We start from the raw sequence: 26,979 nt of genomic DNA, 5'->3' as shown, positions 1-26,979 counted from the left end.
GAACCTTCTAGGCTGGACTGCTATTTTTGACAGGTTTGGTTTTCGGTTTGGATGCGGTGGCCGCTGCAGCGGCTTTTTCACCCGCTTGCGCACTGGCTGCCCGTTCGAATACGTCCAGCATCTGCTGCAGGCTGGCTTCTTCGTCTGGCGTGGGCGCGTCGGGCACCAGCAGCACTTGCTGCAGCCACTCGGCCAGCGCGCGGATGGCGTCCGGTTTGGCGCGCGACAACAACAGCGGCAAAGCCGCCATGGCGCCGTCGAAGTCATGCAGCATCAGGCGCGACTGCTGGCGCACGGTGCGGCGGAAAGTCTCCATGCCCAGCCCGCCCGTGTACTGCGGCTGTATCAGTTTCAGGGCCAGGTTGACCCGGCGTTCATCGGCGATCATGCGGAAGCGGTAGATATAAAACAGCGCGCGCACGCCCGCTTCGGCCAGCGCGCCCTGATTCACGTCATCGTCCATATGCCGGGTTTCGCAGCGCACGTATTCCAGGTGTTCGGGCGAGACGCTGGGGTGCGGCCGCGGCGTGACATCAGGCCCCTGGCCTGCCAGCGCCTGCAGCAGCGGCGAACCGTAGATCAGGTCGAAGGTCTGTTCCTGCACCGTGTCGCGCCAGTCGCGCCAGCTGTTCAAGCCCGCAGTCATGGCGCCGGAAAACGCCGCCTGCATGGCCAGCAACGGATTGTCGGGCGAGGCCGGCTGGCGATGTTCGCGCACTTTTTCCGCCTCTTTGGCCACCAGCGCGGCCAGCGGATTACGGTCCGTCCAGCGCTCGTACGATATGCGCAGCGGATGCATCAGTTGCAGCCAGCGCGCCGATTGCGGCGTGACCACGGCACGCACCCACGGCTGCACGAAACTGCGGTACAGCGACAGATTGACTTCCGACACGCGGGCGGCAGTGGCGAACTTGCGGTCGTTTTCCACCGATGGCTGCACGATGGCACGCACGTCATCGATGCTGCGGCGCTCGACCGACAACACATAATCGCCGCTGGCCAGGTCGGCGTTCGGCGTGTCGGGCGTCTTTTCAACGATCAGTGCCTGATAGATCCCGGCTGGCAGCAGGTTGATCAGGTCGATATTGCTGGCGAATTTCTGGTGTTCCTTGTGCCCCACCTTGCCGGACACGAAGATGCCCAGGTGGCCCACGCTGTCATGCACCGCATACACGATGGTCTGGTCATGCAGCAGCACGTCATTGTCGTCGCGGTACAGGTCCGTGATCCAGCCCAGCGCCTGCGGCGGCGGCGTGATGTTGTCGCCTTTCGAGCAGAATACGACGATGGGCGAGCGGATATTGCGCAAGTCCAGGCGCACGCCTTCGGAGGTGATCAGTTCCGCCGTGGCCAGGCGGTTGCCGATAAACAGATTGTCGACGATGTACTGCATTTCGACAGCGTTCAGGAATACATGGCCGCCCCAGTATTTTTCAAATTCCAGGTAGCGCGGCGCTTCCGTGTCGATGTTTGCGTACAGGTTGTACTGCTTGGTCCACAGGGTATTGGCCGGATTGAGTTTTTCGAAGTTCTGCACCAGGCTGGCGCCGTCGAACAATCCATTGCCCAGGTCGCCCGCCATCGCCGTGGCCCAGCTGCCGCCCATCAAGCCACCCGAATAGCGCATCGGATTGCGGCCATGCCAGCCGGCCCAGTACGACACGGGCGCACCGGCCACGATGATGGGGCCGAACAGTTCCGGGCGCATGGCCGCCGTCATCAGGATCTGCCAGCCGGCCTGGCAATTGCCGATGACGACAGGCTTGCCTTCGCTGTCGGGATGCAGGGCGATGACCTTTTCCAGGAAAATCGCTTCCGCATGCATCACGTCTTCCACCGTCTGGCCTGGCACGGGATTGGGCAGGAAGCCGATGAAATAGCAGGGATGGCCGGCGCGCAGGGCCACGCCGATCTCGCTTTCGGCCTTGAAGCCGCCGATGCCGGGGCCATGGCCCGCGCGCGGATCGACGACCACGAAAGGCCGTTTCGATGGCAGGGGATCGGGCGCATCGGGCGTCAGGATGCGCACCAGGCCATAGTTGACCGGGCGCTCCAGCTCCAGCCCCGTCATCACCACTTCGGCGGGGAAATCGAGCACGTTCGGCACTTTTTCAGCCATGTGCTCCTGGTACTGGTTGCCACGCCGGCGCATCACGTCCGCGTACAGCACGATGCGCTGCCACGAATCGCGCGCATAGTCGCCCAGCATGCCCAGGGACGGCAAGCCGCCGGTGGAAAAAGGTGCTGCAGTGTTGTTCGTCATGGCTATCCTTTTTTGCAGATGTCTACTTACAGAGTGCTGCCGGCCTGCGCCGGCGACAGAATCACATGAGGGTTACCTATCAGGCCATCTGGCTGATGGTCTTCCTGAAACGGGCCAGCGCAAAAGAAAACAGGGCCGTGCCGATCACCAGCAGGGCCAGGAACGGCTTCCACACCACCGCAATGCCCGCGCCCCGGTACAAAATCGCCTGGCTCAGTTCGACGAAGTGCGTGGTGGGCGCGATCAGCATGATGTTCTGCACCAGTTCCGGCATGCTTTCGCGCGGCGTGCTGCCGCCCGACAGCATCTGCAGCGGCAGCAGCACCAGGATCAGCAGCATGCCGAATTGCGGCATGCTGCGCGCCAGGGTGGCTAAAAAGATGCCCATCGAGGTGGTGGCAAACAGGTGCAATGCAGCGCCGCACAGGAACAAGGCTATCGAGCCTTCGATCGGCACATGCAGCAAGCCGCGCACCACCAGGTTCAGCGACAGCGCGGCGGCGATCAGCACCACCAGCCCCATCGACCAGACCTTGGCCAGCATGATTTCGGCCGGCGTGACCGGCATCACCAGCAAATGCTCGATGGTGCCGTGTTCGCGCTCGCGTATCAGGGCCGCACCCGTCAGGATGATGGACAGCATCGTCACCTGGTTGATGATTTCCATCAGCGAGCCAAACCAGGCCTGGCTCAGCGACGGATTGAAGCGCGCGCGCATCACCAGGTCCACCGGCAATGCCGTAGTGGCCCGGTAGCGCTTTGAAAATTCCGCCACTTCGCCGGCGACGATCTGCTGGATATAGCCGCTGCCGCTGAAAGCCTGGCTCATGCGCGTGGCGTCCACATTCAGCTGCAATTTGGTCTGGCGCCCGGCCAGCACGTCGGCCTGCAGTTTCGACGGGATCGTCAGCACGAAGGTGTAGCGGCCCGCATCGAGACCGGCGTCGACTTCGCCCTGGCTGATCATGGCCGGCTGCGTGAACTGCGGCGGAAAGAAGGCCGAGGCGATGCGCGCCGACAGGGGGGAGCCATCTTCATCGACGATGGCAATCGCCGCCATGTGCAAAGTTTCCGGCTTGGCCGTGGCGGCCACGTAGATCGCCAGCGTAAAGGTGTAGGCGATCAGGATCAGCATCATCGGATCGCGGATCAGGCTCCAGATTTCCTTTACGCCCAGACGATAGATATTTTCAAGGTGTCTCAAATCAGCTCTCCTGCTTCTTCAACAGCGCCACCGTCACGCCGAGGATCACGGGAATGGCGATCAAAAGCGGCAGGAACGAGGCGTGCAGGTCCGAAAAACCCAGCGCCTTGTTGAAAATGCCGCGGCTGATATTGAGCATGTGCGTGGCCGGGTAAATCAGGCCGATGACCTTGCCCGTGCCTTCCATCGACGACACGGGATTGAGCAGGCCCGAAAACTGGATGGCCGGGATCATGGTGCCGATCATGGTCACGAACAGGGCCGCGATCTGGCTGCGCGTAAAGGTCGAGGCGAACAGGCCGATGCCGGTGGCGCAGATATTGAAGATGAAGGTGGCGGCGATCAGGGTCAGCAAACTACCCTTGATCGGCACGTCGAACGCCGTCACCGCCAGCAGCGCCATCAGCACGAAGTTCAGCATCGCCAGCACCACATACGGCACCTGCTTGCCGAGCAAAAATTCCAGCCGCGTGACGGGCGTCACGTACAGGTTGATGATGGAACCGAGTTCCTTTTCACGCACCACGGACAACGCCGCCAGCATGGCCGGCAGCATCAGCAGCAGCATCGGGATCACGGCCGGCACCATCGCGGGCAGGCTTTTCACGTCGGGGTTGTAGCGGAAGCGCGTCTCGACGGCGACCGGGCTGCTCATCGTCATCCCATAGCGGTGCAGCGCCTGGTCGGCCAGCCAACTCTGATGCATGCCTTGTACATATCCCTGCACGGTTTCCGCGCGCATCGGCATGGCGCCATCGATCCAGGCGCCCACTTGCGCCGGCGCGCCGCGCTGCACGTCGCGCGCAAAACCGGGCGGGATTTCAATCGCCAGCGCCAGCTCGCCGCTGCGCATGCGCTTATCCAGATCGGCATAATCGCGCAGCGGCGGCTTTTCCACGAAATAGCGTGACCCGGCCAGGTTGTTCGTGTAGTTCTGGCTCAAGCTGGTCTGGTCGTGGTCCAGCACAGCGTAACTCAAGTCTTCCACGTCCAGGCTGATACCGAAACCGATCACGAACAGCAGCAGCACGGAGCCGCCCAGGGCCAGCGTCAGGCGCACGGGATCGCGGCGCAGTTCCAGCGTTTCGCGCCACATATAGCTGAGCATGCGGCCCAGGCTGAAACTGCTGAAACGGCTGCGCCGCTGCGGGTGTTCGGTTGCTTCCTGCTTGACGACCGGCGCCGGCGTCTCGGCCTCCTGCGCCGGGGCCGTGCCGCCGCCCGCCTCTTCCAGGTAGGCGATGAAGGCCGCTTCCAGCGTCGGTGCACCCTTCTTGCGTACCAGTTCGGCCGGCGCATCGCTGACCAGCACTTTACCCGCGTGCATCAGCGAGATGCGGTCGCAGCGCTCGGCCTCGTTCATGAAGTGGGTGGAAATGAAAATCGTCACATGGTCGCGCCGCGCCAGTTCGATCATCAGGCGCCAGAAATTATCGCGCGCGATCGGGTCCACGCCCGACGTCGGTTCATCGAGGATCAGCATTTCCGGCTTGTGCACCATCGCCACGGCCAGCGACAAACGCTGGCGTATGCCCAGCGGCAGGCTCTCGGGCAGGTTGTCGAGCACTTCGGCCAGGTCGAAGCGCTGCACCATTTCATCAACGCGGGCCGCGATATCAGCTTCCGGCACGTGGAACAGGCGCGCATGCAGCACCAGGTTCTGGCGCACCGTCAATTCGCCATACAGCGAAAATGCCTGCGACATGTAACCGACGCGGCGGCGCGTATCGATATCGCTGGAATCGACTTCATGGCCGAATAGCCAGGCCTTGCCTTCGGTGGCGGGCAGCAAACCGGTCAGCATCTTCATGGTGGTCGACTTGCCGCAGCCGTTGGAGCCCAGGAAACCGAAGATCTCGCCACGGCCGATGCGGAAATTCACATGGTCGACGGCCGTGAAATCGCCGAAGCGCATGGTCAGGTCTTGCGCCTCGATGGCGATATCGGCCGCGCTGGCGGCGTCCAGCGGCGTGATCACCACCGGCTGGTGACCCGCGCGCTTGGCTTCGGGCAGCAGCTTGATGAAAGCCGCTTCCAGGTTTTCGCTGTGCGTGCGCGCCAGCAGTTCGGCCGGCGTGCCCGTATCGAGCACCTTGCCGTCGTCCATGGCGACCAGCCAATCGAAGCGCTGGGCTTCGTCCATGTAGGCGGTGGCCACCATCACGCTCATTTGCGGGCGCTGCACGCGGATGCCGGCGATCAGGTCCCAGAATTGGGCCCGCGCCAGCGGATCGACGCCGGTGGTCGGCTCGTCGAGGATCAAGAGGTCAGGATCATGGATCAGCGCGCAGCACAATCCCAGTTTCTGCTTCATGCCGCCCGACAGCTTGCCGGCCGGGCGCGCCAGGAACGATTGCAGGCCCGTGCTGCGCGTGAGCTGGTCGATGCGGCGGCGGCGCTCGGCCGCGTCATGGCCGAACAGGCGCGCAAAAAACTGCAGGTTTTCCTCGACCGACAGGGTCGGATACAGATTCTTGCCCAGGCCTTGCGGCATATAGGCGATGCGGGGGCAGACGTCGTCGCGGTGACGGCCATCGCGCATGTCGCCGCCCAGCGCCATCACGCTGCCTTCCTGCACCGCGCGCGCGCCGGCCACCAGCGACAGCAGGCTCGATTTGCCCACGCCATCGGGGCCGATCAAGCCCACCATGCAACCGGCCGGCACGTCGAGGTCGATGGCATCCAGCGCCAGGGTCGCGCCATAACGCTGGCTGACGCCCTTGATGCTGACGACAAAGGTATTAGCGACAGGCGGGTTCACGGCCACGCTCACTGCGGAACCTTGGCCGTCAATTCAGCGGGCCACTCCTGCTTCGGATCGAGGCGCACCCAGGCCACGCCCGGCAAGCCCACTTTCACCAGCGCCAGGTGCTTGAGCAGCAATTCGCGGCTGATCTGCGCTTTTACGCGGAACATCAGTTTCTGCCGCTCGCTGGCCGTTTCCACCGTCTTCGGCGTGAACTGGGCGCTGGCCGCCACGAACGAGATCGTGGCCGGTATCACGTAGCTGGGCGCTGCGTCGAGGATGATGCGCACTTCGCCGCCCAGCGCCACCTTGCCGGCAGCCGTCTCGGGCAGGAAGAAGGTCATGTAGACGTCGGACAAATCGACCAGGTTCAACACCTTGCCGCCGGCGCCCAGCACTTCTCCCTGCTGCGCCACCAGGTATTGCACGCGGCCGTCGCGCGGCGCCTTCAGCTGGCCATCGGCCAGGTCGGCGTCGATGCGGGCGGTGGTCGCTTCAGCGGCAGTGACAGCCGAACGCGAACCGACCACTTGCGCCCTGGCCGCGTCGATGGCGGACTGCGCGGCCGTGACCTGGGCCTTGGCGGCATTCAGGGCGGCGGCCACGCTGCGTACGCGAGCGCGGTCGTCGTCGAGTTCCTGCACCGATGAAGCGCCCTCTTTCGACAGGGTTTCGGAACGGGCCAGGCGGCGCTGGGCTGCATCGAGTTCGCTTTCGCGCTGCGCCACCACGGCCAGCGCGGCCGCCTTGTCGCTCTCGCGCACGGCCACCTGCGCCTGCGCGCCCACCACCGCATCGGACGCCTGCTGCTGGCGCGCGCGCGCCTCGTCGCGCTGGGCCGACAGGGAATCGACCTGCATGGTGGCCAGCGGCTGGCCCGCCTTGACGAAATCGCCTTCGCGCACACTGATGCTGTTGACGCGGCCAGCCAGCTTGGTGGCCACGTCGATTTCCGTCGCCTCGATGCGGCCATTGCCGCTGACGAAACCTTCGCCGGGGCCGCTGGGGCGCATTTTTTGCCAGGCCACATAGCCCAGTACGACGGCGGCCACGATCAGCGCGGCAGGGATGATTTTTTTCTTCAGTTGTGGAGTCATGGTATCGGCGCGGTCAAATTAGTTGGTGAAGGTGGCGGCATTGGCGGCGTCGGGAGCGCCGCCGCCCAGGGCCGCGTACAGGCTGACCTGGCTGGACAGCAAGGCGCGGCGCGTCTGCACCAGCTGCTGTTCCACCGTCAGCAAGTCGCGCTGGGCGTCGAGTACTTCCAGATAGGGCGCGGCGCCATTGTCGTAGCGCAGCTTGGCCAGGCGCGCGCGTTCCGTCTGCGCAGCAAGGGTGGTCTTGCCGATCTCGACCTGCAGCGCCAGCCAGCGCCGGTTCGACAGCGCATCGGCCACTTCGCGGAAGGCGCCCTGCACGCTTTTTTCGTAATTGGCCACGGCCACGTCGCGGCGTACTTCGGCCAGGTCCATATTGGCGCGCAAGCGGCCCGCGTCAAAAATCGGCAGGGCCAGTTGCGGCGAAAAACTCCAGGCGCCGCTGCCCGAGTCGAACAGACCGCTCAATTGCGCGCTGGCCGTGCCATACGAGGCTGTCAGGCTGATGCGGGGGAAGAAGGCCGCGCGCGCGGCGCCGATATTGGCTTGCGCCGCGCGCAGCTGGTGTTCGGCCGCCACCAGGTCGGGCCGCTGCGTCAGCAGGGACGATGGCAGGCCTGCATGCAGCGGCAACAGCACGCTGGCGTCGTCGAAGCGGCGCATGCCAGGCGTCAGATCAATGGGGCCGCCCACCAGCTGGACCAGCGCATGCGCTTGCGCGGCGCGCGATTGTTCCAGTTGGGCCGACAAGGCCAGCGCCTGGCTGAGCAGGGTTTCCACCTGGGTCAGGTCCAGCTTGGAAATCGAGCCCACTTCAAAGCGGCGCGTAAAGATGCGCAGCGATTCGGCGCGGCTGTCGACGGTGGCCCGCGCCAGCGCCACGCGCTCGTCCAGTTCACGCAAGACCAGGTAGCCGTTGGCCACTTGCGCCACCAGCGCCACGCCGACGGCGCGGCGCGCCTCGTCGCTGGCCAGCAGGTTTTGCAGGGCGCTGTCTTTCAGACTGCGCACCCTGCCCCAAAAGTCCAGCTCCCAGGCACTGACACTCAAACCCGCCTGGTACTGCGCCGACGTCATGGGCTGGCCGGTGATACTCAAGTCGCCCGGCACGCGCGCGCGGCTGCCGGAGGCGCCCAGGCCCACCGTTGGAAACTGCTCGGCGCGCTGTATGCCATAAGCGGCGCGCGCCTCTTCCACGCGCAGGGCGGCGATACGGATATCGCGGTTATTGGCCAGCGCCAGCTCTATGGTCTGCTGCAAGCGGGGATCGGCAAAATACGCGCGCCAGCCGATATCGATGGCGTTGGCGCCAGCCGGATCGGCTTCGGGATACTGCGCCGGCACCGGCAACGGCGGTTGAACATAGGGTGGCGCCATCGAGACGCAGCCGGCCAGCGCCATGGCGGCAACGACCGCCAGCAGGGCTGCAGGCCTACGGTGCAAGGAAAAATCGGGAACCAGTTTGCTCATCGTCTTCCAGTCAATTGAGGATGTTGTAGCCGCCGTCGACATACAGGGTGCCGCCCGTGATGGCGCGCGCGCCGTCGCCAGCCAGGAAAGCGCACAGCGCGCCCACATCATCGATGCTGGCCAGGCGGCGCATGGGAGAACGCGCTTCGGCGTCTGCCAGCAGGCGGTCGAAATGGGCGATGCCGGAGGCGGCCCGCGTGGCCAGCGGCCCCGGTGAAATCGCATTGACGCGAATGCCGGACGGTCCCAGTTCGGCAGCCAGGTAGCGCACCGATGCTTCCAGCGCCGCCTTTACGGGCCCCATCACGCCGTAATCGTTGACCACCCCTTCGGCGCCCAGATAACTCATAGTCATCAGGCTGCCGCCGCCCTGCATCAGCGGCTCGGCCAGGCGGGCCATGCGCATGAAGGAGTGGCACGAAATATCCATCGCCTGCGCAAAACCGGCCGGCGAGGTGTCCACCACGCGCCCATGCAAATCCTGCTGGGGCGCGAAAGCGATCGAATGGACGAGAAAATCGAGCCGGCCCCACTGCTGCGCGATCTGCGCAAACAGCGCTTCGCCTTGTTCCGGCCGGCTGACATCGAGCGGCAGCGCAATGGCCGCCTGCACTTGCTGCGCCAGCGGTTCGACATGGGGCCGCGCCTTGTCGTTCAGCCATGTCACGGCCAGTTCCGCACCGGCGTCGCGCAATGCGCGCGCACAGCCCCAGGCGATGCTCTGGTCATTGGCGATGCCAATCACCAAGCCTTGCTTGCCGTGCAGGCTAGTCAAACTGCTCACATTCCCATTACTCATCTTTTCTCCATCGTGTGTGCGCTGTCGCTTTATCGCAACAGGACAAGGCAACAAAGCGACCGGCCATAGGCCAGGCTGGCGTCGCTGCGCCTTGTGACATCGCAACTATACGAGTCATTGCGGCAGCGCAACATTGATCTATATCAAATTTTGCAATATGAACTGATATTTAACACTAATCGCTCACAGATGCAGCGCGATACGATGAAGATAGCGTTACATCATCCACCGCAGCTGCAACATAAGAAGAGAAAAAATTGCAAATGAGCAAGCCCAGAATATAAACCAGAGCCTGCTTTTGGTGTCACACGGGAGAGCATGCGGGGTAACTGTTTGAAAGCCGCAACGCTTGCCTGACTCTTACTCTTTTTCACTTTGATTGAAAATCATTCTCATTTAGAATTGATTTCCTTTGAGATTGATTCTCATTCACATTTTATGTACAGCAAAGGTAAACATAAAAAATGCGTATCAAAGTGATGGTGTTGGGCCTGGTGAGTGTGTTGGCAAGTTGGCAGGCATATGCGGATGACACTGCAGTCGTGGCTGTGCCGGGCACGACCGCCGATGGCAGCGCGCCGGTCGAACAGGTGGTGATCAGCGGCGACAAACTGAAACGTACGGAAATCGACAGCAGCACCAGCGTGGGGTCGCGCAATGGCCGCCAGATCAGCGAATCGGGTAGTACCACCCTGGAAGACGTGGCGGCACAAATGGCCAACGTGGGCACGGCCAGCGGCCTGTCCATCCGCGGCATCAATTCCTATGGCCCGGCTGGCGGTGGCGGCGGCCGCACCATCACCATGGTCGTCGATGGCGTGCCGCAAGACGGCTTCGGCCAGGACATCAGTGCCCTCAGCGTCTGGGATGCCGACCGCGTGGAAGTGCTGCGCGGGCCGCAATCGACCAACCAGGGCCGCAACTCGCTGGCTGGCGCCGTGGTGCTGAAAACGCGCGATCCCTCCGACATTCCCGATTTCAGCTACCGCGTCAGCGCCGGTAACGAGAACGCCAGGCGCGTCGCGGTGGCAGGCGGCGGCGCCATCATCGACCAGGTGCTGGCCGGCCGCATCACCTTCGAAGACCGCAAGCGCGACGGCGATGTGTTTGACCCGACCCGCAACGACAAGCGCTTCAATCACGACGATGGCCATACCTTGCGCGCCAAGCTGCGCATCACGCCGTTCGGTAGTAACTACCAGGCGCTCGTCACGCTGGTGGACGACAAGCAGCAGCTGGGCAGCCCAGGCGTGGAAGCCGTGACCCGCCCTATCGACGCGCGCCAGAACCTGTCGAACGATCCGCGCAATGCCGATAACCTCACGCGTTCGGCGGCACTCGAACAAACCTTCAAGCTGGGCGGCGCCGACATCACCCTGCTGACCACGTATTCGCATAATCTGTACTCGCGCGTGCAGGACTATGACGGCACGGAACTCAATCAGGGGGACCGCACCGGCGAAAACATCGACCGCCAGTTTTCACAGGAAGCGCGCGCCAACTTCGAGACCACGCTGTTCGGCCATTCGTTGAAGGGCGTGGCGGGCATTTATTATCAGAACGCGCATTACAACGAGAAGGATCTGTTTACCGTGCCCGTATCCTATGTGCTGGGCCTGACGGGTCAATGCCAGGTGCAGGCGGCCTGCGATGCAGCCTATGGCAGCGAATTCATCAATCGCGGCAATCTGGAAGCGGACGACACCAAAACCCACGCCGTCTTTGGCGAATTCGATTATGTGATCGGCAAGCTGACGGCGACGGCCGGCATGCGCTACGACAGCGAACGCCAGACCCGCGTGCTGACGACCGCCACCAGCGGCACCTCCCCGCTGGCCACCAGGATCGTGGGCCAGTTGATCGGCGGCGGCATTTTTGCACCCGATGGCGTGCAAAATCTGGCGACTGACAATGCCGTCTGGCTGCCCAAGCTGGGGTTGCGCTACGCGCTGGCGCCAGCGTGGGTAGCCGGCCTGACGGCGCAGCGCGGCTACCGCACCGGCGGCGTCAATTACAGTTATGAACGTGGCTCGAACGCCTATGGCCCGGAATTCACCAAGAACTATGAAGCCTCGCTCAAGGGCGTGGTCGGCAACGGCATGGTGGTGGCGCTCAATGCCTACCGGATCGACTGGTCGAATCAGCAAGTCGATATCGGCCGCAATACGCTCGATACCTACCTGGTCAACGCGGGCAGCTCGCGCCTGCAAGGGCTGGAGGCGGAGATACGCGGCAAGGTGATGCCGCATCTGGAACTGTTTGGCGCACTGGGCTTGTCGAAGTCGCGTTTCATCGATTTCGATACGCCGCAGGGTAATTATGCGGGCAAGGAGTTTGCCCGCTCGCCAAGGCAAACCCAGTCGATCGGGTTCAGCTGGACGCCCGACCACTGGCTGCTCAATGCAAACCTGGTGCATAGCGGCAGCAATTACACCAGCCCGGATAACACCGACCGCAATGACGGCTCCACCGTGCTGGGCGCCAAGGCATCCTACACCTTGTCCAGCGGCGTGTCGCTATTCGCCTTCGGCAGCAACCTGACCAACCGCACCTACATCACGGCCAACCATCTGGACTCGGTCACGGGCCGCTACCTGGTCAACCTGGGCAACGCACGCCAGATCGGCTTTGGCGTGCAAGGCCATATCTGACATAACTGGCAAATCAGGGTGCGGCCGGACGCGAATACAAGTCGATGATGGTGCTGATCGCGTCCTGGCACACCGAGCAGAATTGATCGCTGCGGTCGAACATGATGCATTGCATCTCGGGCCGGTAGTAGCCGCTGGCCTCGTAATTGGCACCTTCGAACGCCCCCACCTGATGCTGGTGCGGGGCTTTCGAAAACAGTGCCTCGCTCTGTTTCAGGTCGCGGTGAAACAGGGCGCTCATTTCTGATTCTGGCCGGTTGTCCTTGCGCAGCTGGGCCCGCTCTTGCTGGTAAGCGCGCGAATCTGCTTCATATTCTTCCTTCGGCCATGGCGTCGGCATGGGCGTGCCATCCTTGACGTGCTTCTTCCACTTCACGTTGGCCGGGTCATGCAAGGCCGTGACGTTCGGCTCCCACGGTTCGCGGCGCTCGCCGCTGGACTGATAAGCTACCGGCGAGGTGTAGTACTCGTCGGCCAGGCCGGCAAAATGGTGGCCGAATTCATGCACGAACAGGTAATTGGCCCAGTCGTTATTGGCCGCCGCCGTGCTGAACTGGCCAAAGATGCCGCCACCGCCATAGGTATCGTTATTGACCAGGATTTCGATGAATTCATACGGCGCATACTGGGCCAGGTCGCGCAGCGCGCGGTTATCCACCGCCAGCACATAACGCTCGCTACCGAAGATATCGTAGCGCGTACCCAGGGGCGAAGCGTGATACACGCCCGTCGATGGACGCGAGACACCCGACTCCTGGGTCGGCACGGCCATCGCCCATACGTTGAAATCCTTGGCACGTTCGCGGAATGGCGATACGCTGAACAGGTGATCGACCATGCGGCGCACCGTCGCTTCGAACTTGCCCATCTCGGCCGCCGTGTAACCGTCGCCCAGCACCAGCAGATCGACTTTTTCCGACGAAGGGCCGCTGATGCGGATCGGAATCGGCTTGACGGGCGCCGGCGGCTGCTTGCGGATCACATCCTGCGCGGCCGGGTCGACATCGGTGCTCCAGACAACCGAAAACAGGCCGCGCTCGTCGCGCTTGAGGATGCGCACGCGTACCGGCTGCTGCGGCTGTGGAAACCGCACCGATTCCTGGAAGGCGCGCGTGGTGGTTTTCGCTTCATCGGTACTGCTCCACTCGCCGAACACGGTGGAAAAACCGCGCGAATACAACAGTTTTCCCGTCTTGATGTCGACCACTTCCACCATATTGTTGCCACGATTGCTATCGTCGATGGTGCGCGCCATATTGCCTGGCCACGGCAAGGGCTCGACCAGCACCCTTTCGACCGCATAGTGTTCGTCCAGCGCATTGCCGCTATGCTGGTAATCGAGGCGCATGGTGGCTGGCTGCGCGGGGCTGGAGCTGGCTGCCTGCGCCATCGGCAGGATGCCGATGGCCAGCGCCAGCGCGCACAGGAAGGATCGTATCGGGGTGTGCTGCATGGCGTTCCTAAAACGGTAATAGGTAAGCCTTGATTGTAGCGACAGGACCGGCGCTTTGAAAGCGCCGGTGTGGCCGATGTATATCCTACTTGTAGCGGTACAGCGGCTGGCGCAGCTGGATCGGACGGATATCGAGGCGCAGTTTCAGCACCGAATAGGCCTCCGCCTCGGTGGAGCTGTAGCCGACGCTGTTGACGGTCTTGCTGAACCTGAACTCGAAACCCAGGTCCGGGTAGGGATCGCGCGGATTGCCGAAGGCGATACCAATCGCTTCCTGCTGGGCGTTGTCGATCAGGTTGCCCATCAGGTCCAGCACGGCGTTATTGCCGAGGATATCGTTGGTAAATACGGGTTCGCGCATGTCGGGCTGGTTCGGATCGAGCTTGTTGTCGGCCTTGTCCGGCGACGGCGTGAAGGCGCGCGTGACGAGGTTGAACTTATCGCCCCGGTCCAGATAGCTGATGGCGGCATTGCTGATATTGAAATTTTTCACGCCGCGGTCGCTGATGGCGCCCGACAGGTCGATCAGCAGGGCGCCGCTGTAGCCGATGATTTCCACGTCGCGCTTGGCGTCGACCACCATGGCGCTGTTTTCATCGATGCCCAGGCCCAGGTGATAGCCTTTTTTCAGCATCACGGGAATCATGCGGGCGAAACGGCCACGCACCAGCAAATGCTGGTCGACGAAGACATCGCTGCCGATGAAACCCAGGCCAGGCGCGATCTCCTTGCCATCGGTGACGCCCATTTTCAGCATGTCGAGCACCGGCTTGGCGTCATAAAACATGGTGGTGCTCATGATGGCCGCGCCGGCGCTGGAGCCGGCGATCACGCCCCCGTTGCGGTAGACCGACCAGATGGCTTCCAGTGCGGCCGTGCGGCTGCCGTCCGGGCGCAGCAAGGCTTGCGTGATGCGGCCCTGGTCGCCACCGGCAAAATAAATGCCGCTGGCCGATTTGATTTGCGCAACGATGGCAGGATCTTCGGCCGCCTTGCGGTAATCACTATTGGGCAGCTTGACGCCCAGCGGCACGAAAAAAGCGTCGGCGCCATACTGGTTCAATTTGGTGATGATGCTCTGGCCCGATTTTTCCGGGTTGATCGAGGCCGACGCCAGCACGGCGATGCGGGCACCCTTGCCGCCAGAGAGGGTCACAATGCGTTGCCAGACTTCCGCATTGTCGGCGCGCAGGCCGCCGCCGATGATGACCAGGGTACCCTGCGGCGCCGTGTTGGCAGCTGGCGCCGCGTTAGCCGACAAAGCCAGCACATAGCCGAACAGGAGAGTAAAACAGAATTTGAACAGCGAGATAACGTTTGGTTTCATGGTGCCTTTCAGATGCATGGAAGGCGGCGCGCAACAGGCACGCGCCGCTGACTACAAATACACACTGCGACATACTGCAATTACCGTTTGAAACTGAAGGTTGAAACTGACTGCTGCGGTCCTTATTTGAAGCTGTAATTAGCCGAGGCATAAAAGCGCCGGCCGCGCGGATCGGTGTAGCTGGGATCATAACCAGACAGGAAAAAATACGCCTGGTTCGAATATGGCGGGCTGGTATTGAACAGATTCTGTATGCCCGCGCGCAGCTTGAACTGCTTGCTGACGGCATAGGCGCCCGACATGTCCCAGATGGTATAGGCTTTCACGCGGTTGGCCGCCACCACGCTGCCATCGTCGGTATTGATGGCCGAGTTCTGGTCCTGGTAGCCACTCGAATAGGTATTCGACAGGCTGGCCGAATACGGGCCATTATCCCAATCGAGCGTGATCGTATGGCGCCAGCGCTGCACCACGCCTTCGGTCACGAACGTGTTCAAATTACTGATGAAGGTGTCGCCAGGGCTGGTCTGGATTTTCGAGTCCAGCACATAGGTGCCGCTCAAGTGGCCGCCGAAACGTCCCCACGCCGTTTTCACGCCATGCAGGTCAGCCGTGAAATCGATGCCCGACGCCTTTTGCGCGCCGCGGTTTTCCTTGCGCAGTTCGATGTAGTCGATCAGGCCATCCGCATCGCGGTGTACCAGGTTGCCGTACTTGGCCAGGTTGCCCAGGATGATGTCATCGCCGATCTCGCTGATCAGGTCGGTACGCTTGATGTTCCAGTAGTCGGCGCTGAAGGTCCAGCGCTCGCTCGGTTCCAGTACCAGCCCGGCCGAGAACTGGCGGCTGCGCTCCGGTTTCAGCTTGTCGTTGCTGTAGCGGCGCGTGTCCCAGTTATCGGCACACACGGAATAGTCATTATTCTCTGCAGCGCAATACACGGGATCGGGCAAGGTCGAGGTGCTGCTGTAGACGGTAGGGCGGTGCAGGTCCGACATCGACGGCGCGCGGAAACCCTTGCCGGCCGATGCGCGCATCAGCACCTGCTTGCTGGGCATATAGGTCAGGCCGATCTTGGGACTGAGGGCGCCGCCCACCTGCTGGTAATGGTCATAGCGGCCCGACAATTGCGCCTGCCACTGCTTCGTGAATGGCAGCAGCAATTCGCTGTAGACGGCCTGCACATTGCGGCTGTCGCTGGTGGCCATACCGCCTTCTGGCGCCGCATCGTTGTTGATGTTGTCGCTCATCAGCAGCGCCGATGGCCGAAATTCCGTGCGTTCGCGGCGCACTTCGCCACCCACGGCCAGCGCCAGGTCGCCGCCGCCCAGCGGCATCAATGCACGCGATACCTTGAAGTCCAGCGAGTCCATGGTACCGCGCGCATGGCGTACTTCATCATTGACCTGGATGCTGTCGAGCAGCGCCCTGCCCTCGGCGCCCGATGGCCCGAACGGGTTGATGCGGCCATCGGCGATCCCTGCCAGCAGCTTGTCGTACAGGACGTAGCCGTGCGTGTCCCTGTCCTTGACGGTATTGACGCTATGGTTCAGGCCCACGTCATAATCCCAGCCGCCCACCGTGCCGGTCGCCCCAACCACGATACGCTGGCTCTCGCTGGTCAGTTCGCTGGTGCGCATGCCCGCTTCATTGAGGCGCATGCGCAGTTCCAGTTCGCGCCCCGTCGGATTGCCGTCGTCATCGACGATGTTATCAAGGCCGCTATTGGCCAATTGCGGCACCTTGCTGTAATCGATATAGCCGATCACGCGCGCCGACGAACCCACGTAATAACTGCGCGAACGGCTCAGCGCCACTTCCGCATACAGCTGGTTGTCGGCGTTGAGTTTCAACACGCCGCGCGTGAGCAGGTTCTGCTTGTCCGTTTTCGGATACAGCTCCGTGTCGCCCATGTAGTCGTAGGTGCAGGCGTCGACGCCGCCCGTGCCCTTGGGCAGGTACAGATTGGCCGGCGGTGCGCAGTTGGGAATCGACAGATTGATCTGGCGGTTGGTGATGGGACGGCCATTGAGCAGGAAACCATTGTCCTGCAAATAATCGCGCTGGTCGCCCGACAGGCGGATATTGGAGGGACTGGTAAAGCTCGACAGCAAGTGTCCCAGGCGCTGCGGAATCTGCAGGTTGGGAATGAACTTGCGCTGCGAAGAACTGAGGCGGTCCGTCTTTTGCAGGTCGACCACGGCAAAGATGTTGTAGCCATCGGTCTCCAGGTCGCCCTTGCCGGCCGTGATGCTGGCCGTGCGCTTGCCCGCGCCGCCCTCCTGCGTGCCGCTGCCATACACATTCAATTCCACCCCCTGGTAATCCTTGCGCGTGATGAAGTTGATCACGCCGCCGATGGCGTCCGTGCCATACAAGGCGGACGCGCCGTCGAGCAGCACTTCCACGCGCTGCAGCGCGGCGGCCGGGATGTTGTTCAAGTCCACGCCCGCGTCGTCGCCGGGCGAGGCGAAGTTGGCCATGCGCCGGCCATTAAGCAGCACCAGGGTCGATGAGGTGCCGACGCCGCGCAGATTGGCGCTGTTGAAGCCGCGCTGGTCGCCGCCCACATTGATGCTGCCGCCATCGGTCAGGCCGCCTACGTTGGCCGACACGCGCGCCATCAATTCGGACGCCGTCGTCACGCCCGCCTTTTCTATGTCGGCGCGCGTGATGATTTGCACCGGCAGCGCCGTTTCCGATTCCAGCCGCTTGATGGCCGAACCGGTGATTTCCACGCGCTGCAGCTTGGACGGCGGCACCACCGGCGCCGCCGGATCGATGGTCTGTTCCTGCGCCAAGGCGGCGCTACCGAGCATGATGCTGAAAGCGCCCAGTGCCAGGCGTACGGAATACGCCAATACCGACTGGCGCGGCCTGTTGATGGACAGCCTGCCTTCTTGTTTTTCTTGTTGCATTCGAACTCTCCCCGATGATATTTAACCCTGATTTTTATGTGGACTGCTTTTTTTTCACTGCTTTGTGCTGCCTCGCTGCTGTTTTTCGGGGGCCCGGCACACCATGTTCGCCGCCATACAGGTAGGCGGCGATGACATCGCTCAAGCGCGCCGCTTTTTCCACGTTGCCCTTGTTGGAGACCATCAGCGCCACGGCCAGCGCCTCGATCATGGCCAGCGCCGTGCTGGCGCTACTGGGCAAGACCGGATGGGTGCTTTGCGCATACAAGGTGTGGTCGGCCAGCTCGGCCAGCGGCGATGCGGGGGAATCGGTCAACGCCACGATACGGGCGCCGCGGGCGCGTGCAAAGCTGGCCAGGCCGATGCAATCGAGCGTATAGCGGGGAAACGAGATCACCACCAGCACATCGCGCGCCGTGAGATTGACCAGATGGCCGGCCGCCACTTCCGAGCCACCGATGCCCACCACTTCCACCACGTGCGGGCAAAACGGCTGCAGATGCTGCACCAGCATGCCGGCCAGGTTGGCCGACAGGCCGAAGCCCATCACATAGACGACCTTGGCGCGCGTGAGCCGGCGCACCACGGCCTGCATTTCGGGCAGCGACAGGGCGCCCGCTGTGGCGGCGATATTCGCCGCCGCGTATTCCAGGCTTTCCGTGACGGGCGATGTGGCGCGGGCGCGACGTTCGATGGTGTGGCGCAGCTTGTCGACCGGCTGCAACAGCGCTTGCAGGGTTTCCGCCATGGCGCCGCGCATGGCCGAGTAATTCTTTTGGCCGATGTCGCGCGCAAAGCGGCTGATGGTGGCGGTCGAGACCTGGCAGCTTTCGGCCAGTTCCTCGATGCCCAGCGCGGTTACGCGCATCGGGTTACGCAGCAAATGGTCGGCGATCTGCCGCTGCGACGCCGAGCCAGTCGCCAGCACGTGCATCAGCATCTGTCCCAGCGCCGATTGCGCAAACGCGGCATCGGGCGCGGACAGGGAAGCGGCAGCACTGACAGAATGTTCAGATGGCTTCATGACACGGCGGGCTCTTTTTATTTTGTACTGCTGGCAGTGGATCGATATGCAAAAAACATGCGTCGGAATCCACTCTACGCATATCAAAAAGAAAACTCAACAACTATTTGTAAAAGGATTTTCATTGATTTACTTAGTGAAAATAATGCTACATAATCGACCGAAATCCACCAACCATGCACCATTCCTGGGCACCAGACCATGCAAGCACAACAGCATCCGATCTCCACCGAACACGCCAGCGTTGCCTATCAATTGAGCAGCTTTCACTTCGGTGTGCCTGCCGCTGGCAGCCGCAGCGGCAAGAAGGTGTATATCCAGGCGGCCCTGCATGCAGACGAAGTACCAGGCATGCTGGTGTCGCAATGCCTGCGCCGTGAACTGCTGGCGCTGGAAGCGGCTGGCAAGCTGCACGGCGAAGTGATCCTGGTGCCGGCCGCCAATCCGATCGGCCTGTCGCAAGCCATCCACGGCGCGCCGTTCGGCCGCTTCGACCTGTCGACCGGCATCAACTTCAACCGTGCCTACCGCCACGTGGCCGATGAACTGAAAACCACGCTGGCAGGCAAGCTGGGGCAGGATGCAGAAACCAACGTGGCCCTGATACGCAGCCATGCACGCGAGGCCATCGACGCCTGGCAGCCACGCACCGATGCGGAAACCCTGAAAAAAACATTGCTGGCGATGGCCATCGACGCCGACATCGTGCTTGACCTGCATTGCGATAATGAAGCGGCCCTGCATATCTACACCGGCACGCCGCTGGCCGAGCGCATCGCCCCCCTGTCGGCGCTGCTGGGCGCGCGCGCCGTGCTGCTGGAACTGGCGGCCGGCGAAGAGCCGTTCGATGAAGCATGCAGCCGCCTGTGGTGGGATCTCGATGCGCATTTCAAGGGCGCCCACCCGATCCCGATGGCCTGCCTGTCGACCACGGTGGAATTGCGCGGCGAAGTGGAAGTGAGTTACGCGCTGGCCGAACGCGATGCGCAGGCGCTGCTGCGCTTCCTGTCCATCGAAGGCGTGCTGGAACTCGACGGCGCGAACGAGGCGCTGCCGGCGCCGCTATGTGAACCAACGCCGCTGGCCGGCGTGGAACCGATATTGGCGCCGCACGCGGGCGTGCTGGTGTATCTGCGCGAAATGGGCGATGTGCTGGCGGCTGGCGATGCGCTGGCCGACCTGATCGACCCGGTCAGCGGTGCGACGACGACTTTGCGCTGCACGGTCGCTGGTGTATTCTTCGCGCGCAGCGCCCACCGCCACGTCTTGCGCGGCATGAATGTGGGCAAAGTCGCGGGCGCCATCGCCTACCGCGGCGGCAGTCTGCTGAGCCAATAAAAATACAAGAAAACCACCCGATCGACGACATGAAAAAATTCAAGCTGCCCAACACCTTCGTCCTGCTATGCGGCATCCTGGCCATGATCGCGCTGGCGACCTGGCTGGTGCCGGGCGGGAAATTCGATACGCAACTGGTCAACGGCAAGCACCTGATCATTCCCGGCACCTTCCATTACGTCACCAACCAGCCGCAAGGCCTGGCGGCGCTGATGATGGCGCCGATCAAGGGCTTCGTCGACGCCAGCCTGATCATCGGTTTCATCCTGATCGTCGGCGGCGCCTTCGCCGTGCTGCAAAAAACGGAAGCCTTCGATGCGCTGATCAAGGCCATCGCCAAGGCGCACACCAGTTCGCGCTTCGTGCGCGCCGCCATCATCCCCGTCTTCTTCACCATGTTTTCGCTCGGTGGCGCCACCTTCGGCATGAACGAGGAAGCGATTCCCTTCATCCTGATCTTCGTGCCGCTGGCACTGGCACTGGGTTACGACACCATCACCGGCGTGTCGATACCGTTCATCGGCTCGCAAGTGGGGTTTTCAGCCGCCTTCCTGAACCCTTTCAACGTGGGCATCGCGCAAGGCATCGCCGGCATTCCCATCTTTTCGGGCATCGGCTACCGTTTGATCGTGTGGGCCATCGCCACGGCGGTCAGCATCGTGTTCCTGATGTGGTATGCGGCGCGCATCAAGCGCCACCCTGAAAAAAGTCCCACCTACCTGCTCGACATTGAAAAACGCCGCGAGCATTCGATGGACCTCGACAGCTTTGCCGGCATGACGCGCACGCACAGCGCCGTGCTGTGGATCTTCCTGGCTACCTTGCTGACGATGGTAGTCGGCGTGGTCAAGTACGACTGGTTCATTGATGAAATCGCCGCCCTGTTCCTGGTGATGGCCATCGTCGTCGGCCTGGTAGGACGGCTCGACATGGATAGCCTGGTCGCCGCCTTCGTGCAGGGCGCCCGGGATATGGTCAGCGTGGCGCTGGTGATCGCCCTGGCGCGCGGCACCATGATCCTGGCGCGCGACGCACAAATCATCGACACCATGCTGCATGCATTGACCCCGCTGGTGGCGTCATCGAGCCCCGTCTTCGCTGCACAAAAAATGTTCTTCATGCAGTCGGTGATCAACTTCTTCATTCACTCGGGCAGCGGCCAGGCCGCGCTGACCATGCCCATCATGGCGCCGCTGGCCGACCTGGTCGGCGTGACGCGCCAGACAGCCATCCTGGCCTTCCAGTTCGGCGAATTCACTACGCCGATGATACCGACCTCGGGCATCACGGTGGGCGTGCTGGCCCTGGCGCGCGTGCCCTGGATTACCTGGGCCAAGTGGATGATCCCGCTGCAGCTGATTTATCTGGTGCTGGCATTGCTGCTGCTGATACCGCCTTGCCTGATGCATTGGCAGTAAAAAAAGCCATGGCGCCGTACAGTCGCCATGGCTTTTTTACGTGCGTTTGCTTGCACAAACCAGCAATATATTTGCGTTCGCTTGAAGGAAAAGTCAGATGTCCTGGTGCCGGTATCTGAATGTTCCAGCTGGTAGCATCAGTGGTGGTGCAGTCTTACCAGCTTCGGCAAGTACCACATCGGCCGGCACCGCATCCGCCTTATCATCTGTGTAATAGGCCATGATGAGGCGCCTTCCTTGTTTGGGCAGTAATTCCGGCGGGATATCGTGTGGCGTACGGTTTGCCATTGTCTGCAACCAGCTTGCACGGCCATTGGGCAACGTGACGGCAGGCAGATGGAATACCTGCATGTCCATCCCCCCTTTGTATTTACCGAATACCTGATAACTGCCATTGGCAGACTTGATAACAAACGGCTGCTTGAGGCCGGCGCGATCTACTGCAGAACGGTATCCCTGTGCTTCAAAATGTTTCTGCGAATGACTTAACATTGTGGTTTGATCGATAGATAATATCTTCGCTTTATGCAGCCGGACTAACTGCGCCGCCATCCACGCAAAATCCTTGTCGTTAGTGGCTTCCGGTTTTTTCAACGCATGCGAGTAGCCGACGTAGACAAAGACTTTGGCCGCACTATCCTTGGCGAAGATGCGCTCGATCAGATTTCTGGCCTCGCCGATCTCTCTCTGCAAACGGGTTTGGTTCTCTTCGAAGGGTTCGTATGCAATGAACTTCCAGCCATCGCCGGCCGCGTCGCGCAGGAATTGCCCATACATCGGCTCGTTGCTGTAATAGCCGGTAGAGCTCAGAGCATAGCCATCTCGCACAGGCTCTAATTCCTCGAAGGTTTCGCAGGCCAGATAGCTGTAGCCAATCTTGCGCAGTGCGCGCGCCAGCTGCATGGCGAAAGCACGATGCATCGGCACATGATGGGCTTCGTTCAAAATTACCACGTTGCGCGTTCTGGCCTCGAGTACGATGGCGTCGATTGCCGCCTCTACGTTAGCGTTAGCCGGTAGATCTGGTTCGTCGCTGGTTTTATTCTCCGGCACGGCCAAACCCCGGGAGTATCCAGCAAGTTCATCCATGGTTGCGATGGCACCATCAACGTCGCCAGAAAAGGAGCGCTGAGTAGCCAGCTGTTGCATGCTCCCTGACAGGCGGCCAGCGACTTCTTCGGCCCTTCCATCCTTGCTGATTGCCTGAAACGTTTTTTCGGCTTTATCTAATTGGTACAGATAATCGTAGCCCGGTTTTGCATCCTGGGCGAGTGCGCTCAGGGAAAACAGAAGAAGTGACAGCGATACTGCGGCTTTCATGTGCAACCTTGTTTTGATTATAATTTTCTTATTTTATATGCTTGGCGCTCGCCTTGATATTTGCTCGCATATAGATACCTCCCCCATAAGCTCGCCATAGCATGCTTAAACTCTGGTCGCAGAGTCGCTGATCAAGCGGGCGAACGCCACCTGGCGGCCATCGATATAGCTACCAAAACAGAGGGAATGATCGATCGCGCGCTGCACGGTTGCCAGCGGTATGCCGATGGCCCATGTCGATTGCGTGCTGAGGAAATGGTGGATCGCGGGAACGTCGAGTTCCGCCTTGTTGCTGCTGATCGTCAAAAAAGACATGATGCCGGCCCGCCTGTCCTTGAAAACACGATCATCGGCGATCTGGCCTGCGCAGTCACTGAGACTGTCACTGAGGCTGGAAAGAACCGGGGGCGCCGCCCGTCCTGACTAGCTGTGAGAGTGTGCTGTTGTTGTTGCGTACTGCGTGTACTTCTGCTGCGATTGACTTCATCAATTACAGGACTGCTTTTTCAGCTGCGCTCAAACGCCTGGCGCTGACGTACACGGTGTGCATGGTGACGTTATCGGCACTGGCGACCACGTTAGCAGCGGCTGGCGCGGCATGGAACTTCGGCACGGCGGCAGTGGCCAGGGTGGTGGCGCCGGCGATGGCGATAATGGCGACGAAGATGGCTTCCATGTTTTTAGCGATGTTCATGATGTGCTCCCTGACGTGGTGGGTGAGTTGGGCTTCCTGCCTTGCGATGATTGAACTGTAGGCCACCCCACCTTGCATCACCACCGGATTGCGACGAAACGCGCCGTTGGCGGGACAGAATGCAAAATAGCCATACTGATCCCGCTGATCGACATCTGCACCACATCGCGTGCGGAAAAAACGTGCTGATAAGCGCGTACGATCAAGCCTTCCCTGACTGATAAAGATCAGGCACATAGCGCTCCATCAGCGATGCAGGCCGCAGCGCAGGCGTGAAGCCATACTGCGCATACAAGCCGTGCGCCGTGCTGGTCGCCAGCAAGAAGCGCCGCAAGCCTTGCAAGTCCGTATGCGCCATGACGGCGTCCATCAAGCGCTTGCTATAGCCTTTTCCCCGGTGCTGTTCCAGCACATATACATCAACCAGATAGGCAAACGTAGCGTAGTCGCTGACCACGCGGGCGAATGCAACCTGGCGGCCATCGATATAGCCGCCAAAGCAGAGGGAATGGTCGATCGCGCGCTGCACGGTTGCCAGCGGTATGCCGATGGCCCATGTCGATTGCGTGCTGAGGAAATGGTGGATCGCGGGAACGTCGAGTTCCGCCTTGTTGCAGTTGATCGTCAAAAAAGACATGATGCCGGCCCGCCTGTCGTTAAAAACACGATCATCGGCGATTTGGCTGATGCTGTCACTGATGCTGTCAATGAGGCTATCAATGAGGCTATCAATGAGGCTGTCACTGAGGCTGGAAAGAACCGGGGGCGCCGCCCGTCCTGACTGCCGGTGAGAATGTGGTGCTGCTGCGTACTGCGATAACTTCTGCTGCGATTGCCTTCATCAATTACAGCGCTGCTTTTTCAGCTGCGCTCAGGCGTTTTGCACTGACGTACACGACGTGCGTGGTGACGTTGTCGGCACTGGCGACCAGCGTGGCAGCGGCTGGCGCGGCGTGGAACTTCGGCACGGCGGCGGTAGCCAGGGTGGTGGCGCCGGCGATGGCGATGATGGCGACGAAGATGGCTTCCATGTTTTTGGCGATGTTCATGATGTGCTCCTTTGTGTGGTTGGGTACTTGTGTTGTTGTGCTGCGATGATTGAACTGTAGACCCAAGCCCCCTTCATCACCACCGGATTGCGACCAAACGCACAATTTGCGGGACAGAATACAAAAAGCGGGGATGGAAGGTAGATACCGCCCGCGCGACGCCGATTTGTCGCCTGCCAGCCCCGTTACGTACCCTTCGTCGCCCCGGAAAGCCCCTAAAAGCCCTACCGCAAGCCAACCTTGTTTATAATCGCCGTACACTAAAGGACCTCTTTCTCATGACTGATCAATTCTCCAAAAAGGGCGAAGCCTGGTCGGCCCGGTTTTCCGAACCGGTCTCGGACCTCGTCAAGCGTTACACCGCATCTGTATTTTTTGACAAGCGCCTGGCGCTGTTCGATATCGAAGGTTCGCTGGCCCATGCGGAAATGCTGCATGCGCAAGCCATTATCAGCGCCGCCGACTACGCTGAAATCCAGCGCGGCATGGCGCAAATTTCGCAGGAAATCGCCAGCGGCCAGTTCGAATGGCTGCTGGACCTGGAAGATGTCCACCTGAATATTGAAAAACGCCTGACCGAACTGGTAGGCGACGCGGGCAAGCGCCTGCACACGGGCCGTTCGCGCAACGACCAGGTGGCGACCGATATCCGCCTGTATGTGCGTTCGGCCATCGACGACATCACCGGCCTGCTGGCTACCCTGCGCGGCGCGCTGACGGATCTGGCGGAACAGCACGCCGACACCATCATGCCGGGCTTCACCCACATGCAGGTGGCGCAGCCGATCACCTTCGGCCACCACATGCTGGCGTACGTGGAAATGTTCGGCCGCGATGCCGAGCGCATGGCCGACACCCGCAAGCGCGTCAACCGCCTGCCGCTGGGCGCCGCCGCACTGGCTGGCACCACCTTCCCGATCGACCGCCTGCGCGTGGCCAAGACCCTGGGTTTCGACGACGTTTGCCATAACTCGCTGGACGCCGTCTCGGACCGCGATTTCGCCATCGAATTTTGCGCCGCCTCGGCCGTGCTGATGATGCACGTGTCGCGCATGGCCGAAGAACTGGTGATCTGGATGAGCCCACGCATCGGCTTCATCGATATCGCCGACCGCTTCTGCACCGGCTCGTCGATCATGCCGCAAAAGAAAAACCCGGACGTACCGGAACTGGCGCGCGGTAAAACCGGCCGCGTCTACGGCCACCTGACCGGCCTGCTGACCCTGATGAAAGGCCAGCCACTGGCTTACAACAAGGACAACCAGGAAGACAAGGAACCGCTGTTCGACACGGTCGATACCGTCATCGACACCCTGCGCATCTTCGCCGACATGGCGGGCGGCATCACCGTCAAGCCGGAAGCGATGCGCGCGGCAGCCCTGCAAGGCTACGCCACGGCGACCGACCTGGCCGATTACCTGGTCAAGAAAGGCTTGCCCTTCCGTGACGCCCACGAAGCGGTAGCCCTGGCCGTGCGCGCCTGCGTCGATGCCGGTTGCGACCTGGCCGACCTGTCGCTGGAACAGTTGCAGGCCTTCTCGCCACTGACGGAAGCAGACGTGTTCGAGGTGCTGACGCTGGAAGGTTCCGTGGCGGCACGCGACCACGTGGGCGGCACCGCGCCGCGCCAGGTACGCGCAGCGATTGCCCGCGTGCGTGCACAGTTGGAAAAATAAGCGGAGTCTCCCCGTAAAAACGCCCCGCCGCAGTCATGCGGCGGGGCATTTTTTATGGCTATGTCACCGTCAGATGTGGGAAGTCCCCTAGTGTTGCCTTCAACAAAGTTTCAGCCGACAGGATGCGCCTGGCGTCGAGTATCCAGCGCCAGCCCAGGTAATTGGGTAGATAACGTGTCGCCACGCCATGAAAAATGCTGAGCCATCCGCGCAAGCGGCTGTGATAAGCGTTGACGTTCTGCACGTGAGCCGCGCCACGCACGCGTATACCGGCGCGCAAGTTGACGGCTTGATGACTGATGTCTGTCTCCCGGGCGAAAGCAGCATAGGCCGCATGGCCATCTGTCACCAGCAGGATGTCGCGGTCGATCACGGGTAGCAGGCAATGCAGCAGCTGTTTCCTGGTCAGTTGCCCCTTGCCCGTGACGGTAGCGATGGTTTGCCCCGTGCGGTCGCGCGCCACCAGGATGCAAACCTGCTCGCTGGAAATGCCACGCTGACGGGCATGACCACCACGCCGGCGTGCCGGACG

20 protein-coding genes are annotated in these 26,979 nt (G+C 61.6%); 4 read left to right on the top strand and 16 right to left on the bottom strand.

Annotated features, from left to right (window positions below; all coding sequences use genetic code 11):
• Window positions 1-7 precede the first annotated feature (7 nt).
• The 6 genes from ACL9RI_RS00100 to fabI all read right to left on the bottom strand — a co-directional run bounded on the left by ACL9RI_RS00100 (window position 8) and on the right by fabI (window position 9,579).
• Window positions 8-2,209, bottom strand: coding sequence for a DUF3141 domain-containing protein (locus ACL9RI_RS00100; RefSeq protein WP_422725149.1), 2,202 nt, complete (start codon window positions 2,207-2,209; stop codon window positions 8-10).
• A gap of 133 nt (window positions 2,210-2,342) precedes the next feature.
• Window positions 2,343-3,467, bottom strand: coding sequence for an ABC transporter permease (locus ACL9RI_RS00095; protein WP_422724592.1), 1,125 nt, complete (start codon window positions 3,465-3,467; stop codon window positions 2,343-2,345).
• Window position 3,468: 1 nt separating this feature from the next.
• Entirely contained in the window at window positions 3,469-6,228 is a 2,760-nt protein-coding gene (gene rbbA / locus ACL9RI_RS00090; RefSeq protein WP_422724591.1) for a ribosome-associated ATPase/putative transporter RbbA, read from the bottom strand.
• An 8-nt stretch (window positions 6,229-6,236) separates the two neighbouring features.
• A complete protein-coding gene (locus ACL9RI_RS00085; protein ID WP_422724590.1) occupies window positions 6,237-7,310 on the bottom strand; it encodes an HlyD family secretion protein in 1,074 nt (357 codons plus the stop codon).
• Window positions 7,311-7,328: 18 nt separating this feature from the next.
• Window positions 7,329-8,780: an efflux transporter outer membrane subunit gene (locus ACL9RI_RS00080; RefSeq protein ID WP_422724589.1), complete on the bottom strand. Its 1,452-nt coding sequence runs from the start codon at window positions 8,778-8,780 to the stop codon at window positions 7,329-7,331.
• 10 nt (window positions 8,781-8,790) lie between these two features.
• Complete coding sequence (fabI, locus tag ACL9RI_RS00075; RefSeq protein ID WP_422724588.1) at window positions 8,791-9,579, bottom strand: enoyl-ACP reductase FabI; 789 nt, start codon at window positions 9,577-9,579, stop codon at window positions 8,791-8,793.
• Between the two features lie 548 nt (window positions 9,580-10,127).
• On the opposite strand from fabI, the gene ACL9RI_RS00070 reads away from it, so the two are divergent.
• The gene (locus tag ACL9RI_RS00070; protein ID WP_422724587.1) at window positions 10,128-12,230 is read left to right on the top strand and encodes a TonB-dependent receptor; all 2,103 of its coding nucleotides are present in this window, start codon (window positions 10,128-10,130) and stop codon (window positions 12,228-12,230) included.
• A 13-nt stretch (window positions 12,231-12,243) separates the two neighbouring features.
• Here the strand turns inward: ACL9RI_RS00070 and ACL9RI_RS00065 are convergent, their stop codons facing one another.
• The 4 genes from ACL9RI_RS00065 to ACL9RI_RS00050 all read right to left on the bottom strand — a co-directional run bounded on the left by ACL9RI_RS00065 (window position 12,244) and on the right by ACL9RI_RS00050 (window position 18,952).
• Window positions 12,244-13,683: an IgA Peptidase M64 gene (locus ACL9RI_RS00065; protein ID WP_422724586.1), complete on the bottom strand. Its 1,440-nt coding sequence runs from the start codon at window positions 13,681-13,683 to the stop codon at window positions 12,244-12,246.
• Window positions 13,684-13,768: 85 nt separating this feature from the next.
• On the bottom strand, window positions 13,769-15,010 hold the full coding sequence (locus tag ACL9RI_RS00060; protein ID WP_422724585.1) for a cyanophycinase: 1,242 nt from the start codon (window positions 15,008-15,010) through the stop codon (window positions 13,769-13,771).
• Window positions 15,011-15,132: 122 nt separating this feature from the next.
• On the bottom strand, window positions 15,133-17,928 hold the full coding sequence (locus ACL9RI_RS00055) for a TonB-dependent receptor (protein ID WP_422724584.1): 2,796 nt from the start codon (window positions 17,926-17,928) through the stop codon (window positions 15,133-15,135).
• A gap of 34 nt (window positions 17,929-17,962) precedes the next feature.
• Entirely contained in the window at window positions 17,963-18,952 is a 990-nt protein-coding gene (locus ACL9RI_RS00050; RefSeq protein WP_422724583.1) for a MurR/RpiR family transcriptional regulator, read from the bottom strand.
• 201 nt (window positions 18,953-19,153) lie between these two features.
• Here ACL9RI_RS00050 and ACL9RI_RS00045 point away from each other — a divergent pair, with 201 nt between their 5' ends.
• Together ACL9RI_RS00045 and ACL9RI_RS00040 are read left to right on the top strand one after the other, a co-directional pair.
• Window positions 19,154-20,290, top strand: a complete 1,137-nt coding sequence (locus ACL9RI_RS00045; RefSeq protein WP_422724582.1) for a succinylglutamate desuccinylase/aspartoacylase family protein — start codon at window positions 19,154-19,156, stop codon at window positions 20,288-20,290.
• A 29-nt stretch (window positions 20,291-20,319) separates the two neighbouring features.
• A complete protein-coding gene (locus ACL9RI_RS00040; RefSeq protein WP_422724581.1) occupies window positions 20,320-21,708 on the top strand; it encodes a YfcC family protein in 1,389 nt (462 codons plus the stop codon).
• A gap of 93 nt (window positions 21,709-21,801) precedes the next feature.
• Here the strand turns inward: ACL9RI_RS00040 and ACL9RI_RS00035 are convergent, their stop codons facing one another.
• From ACL9RI_RS00035 to ACL9RI_RS00015, 5 genes are all read right to left on the bottom strand, one after another.
• Window positions 21,802-23,028, bottom strand: a complete 1,227-nt coding sequence (locus tag ACL9RI_RS00035) for a hypothetical protein (RefSeq protein ID WP_422724580.1) — start codon at window positions 23,026-23,028, stop codon at window positions 21,802-21,804.
• A 105-nt stretch (window positions 23,029-23,133) separates the two neighbouring features.
• Window positions 23,134-23,343, bottom strand: a complete 210-nt coding sequence (locus tag ACL9RI_RS00030) for a hypothetical protein (RefSeq protein ID WP_422724579.1) — start codon at window positions 23,341-23,343, stop codon at window positions 23,134-23,136.
• A 175-nt stretch (window positions 23,344-23,518) separates the two neighbouring features.
• Window positions 23,519-23,722, bottom strand: coding sequence for a hypothetical protein (locus ACL9RI_RS00025; protein WP_422724578.1), 204 nt, complete (start codon window positions 23,720-23,722; stop codon window positions 23,519-23,521).
• Window positions 23,723-23,924: 202 nt separating this feature from the next.
• The gene (locus ACL9RI_RS00020) at window positions 23,925-24,359 is read right to left on the bottom strand and encodes a GNAT family N-acetyltransferase (RefSeq protein ID WP_422724577.1); all 435 of its coding nucleotides are present in this window, start codon (window positions 24,357-24,359) and stop codon (window positions 23,925-23,927) included.
• Window positions 24,360-24,567: 208 nt separating this feature from the next.
• A complete protein-coding gene (locus ACL9RI_RS00015; protein ID WP_422724576.1) occupies window positions 24,568-24,771 on the bottom strand; it encodes a hypothetical protein in 204 nt (67 codons plus the stop codon).
• A 278-nt stretch (window positions 24,772-25,049) separates the two neighbouring features.
• Here ACL9RI_RS00015 and argH point away from each other — a divergent pair, with 278 nt between their 5' ends.
• The gene (argH, locus tag ACL9RI_RS00010; protein ID WP_422724575.1) at window positions 25,050-26,447 is read left to right on the top strand and encodes an argininosuccinate lyase; all 1,398 of its coding nucleotides are present in this window, start codon (window positions 25,050-25,052) and stop codon (window positions 26,445-26,447) included.
• A 58-nt stretch (window positions 26,448-26,505) separates the two neighbouring features.
• On the opposite strand, the gene ACL9RI_RS00005 is transcribed toward argH, so the two are convergent.
• On the bottom strand, window positions 26,506-26,979 hold a 474-nt coding region (locus ACL9RI_RS00005), incomplete at its 5' end, for an IS1595 family transposase (RefSeq protein WP_422724574.1).

This window comes from Janthinobacterium sp. Mn2066, assembly GCF_049319705.1.
GTDB lineage: Bacteria > Pseudomonadota > Gammaproteobacteria > Burkholderiales > Burkholderiaceae_D > Janthinobacterium.
The sequence above is the reverse complement of the archived record's forward strand: the minus strand, read 5'-3'. Positions and strand labels throughout refer to the sequence as shown.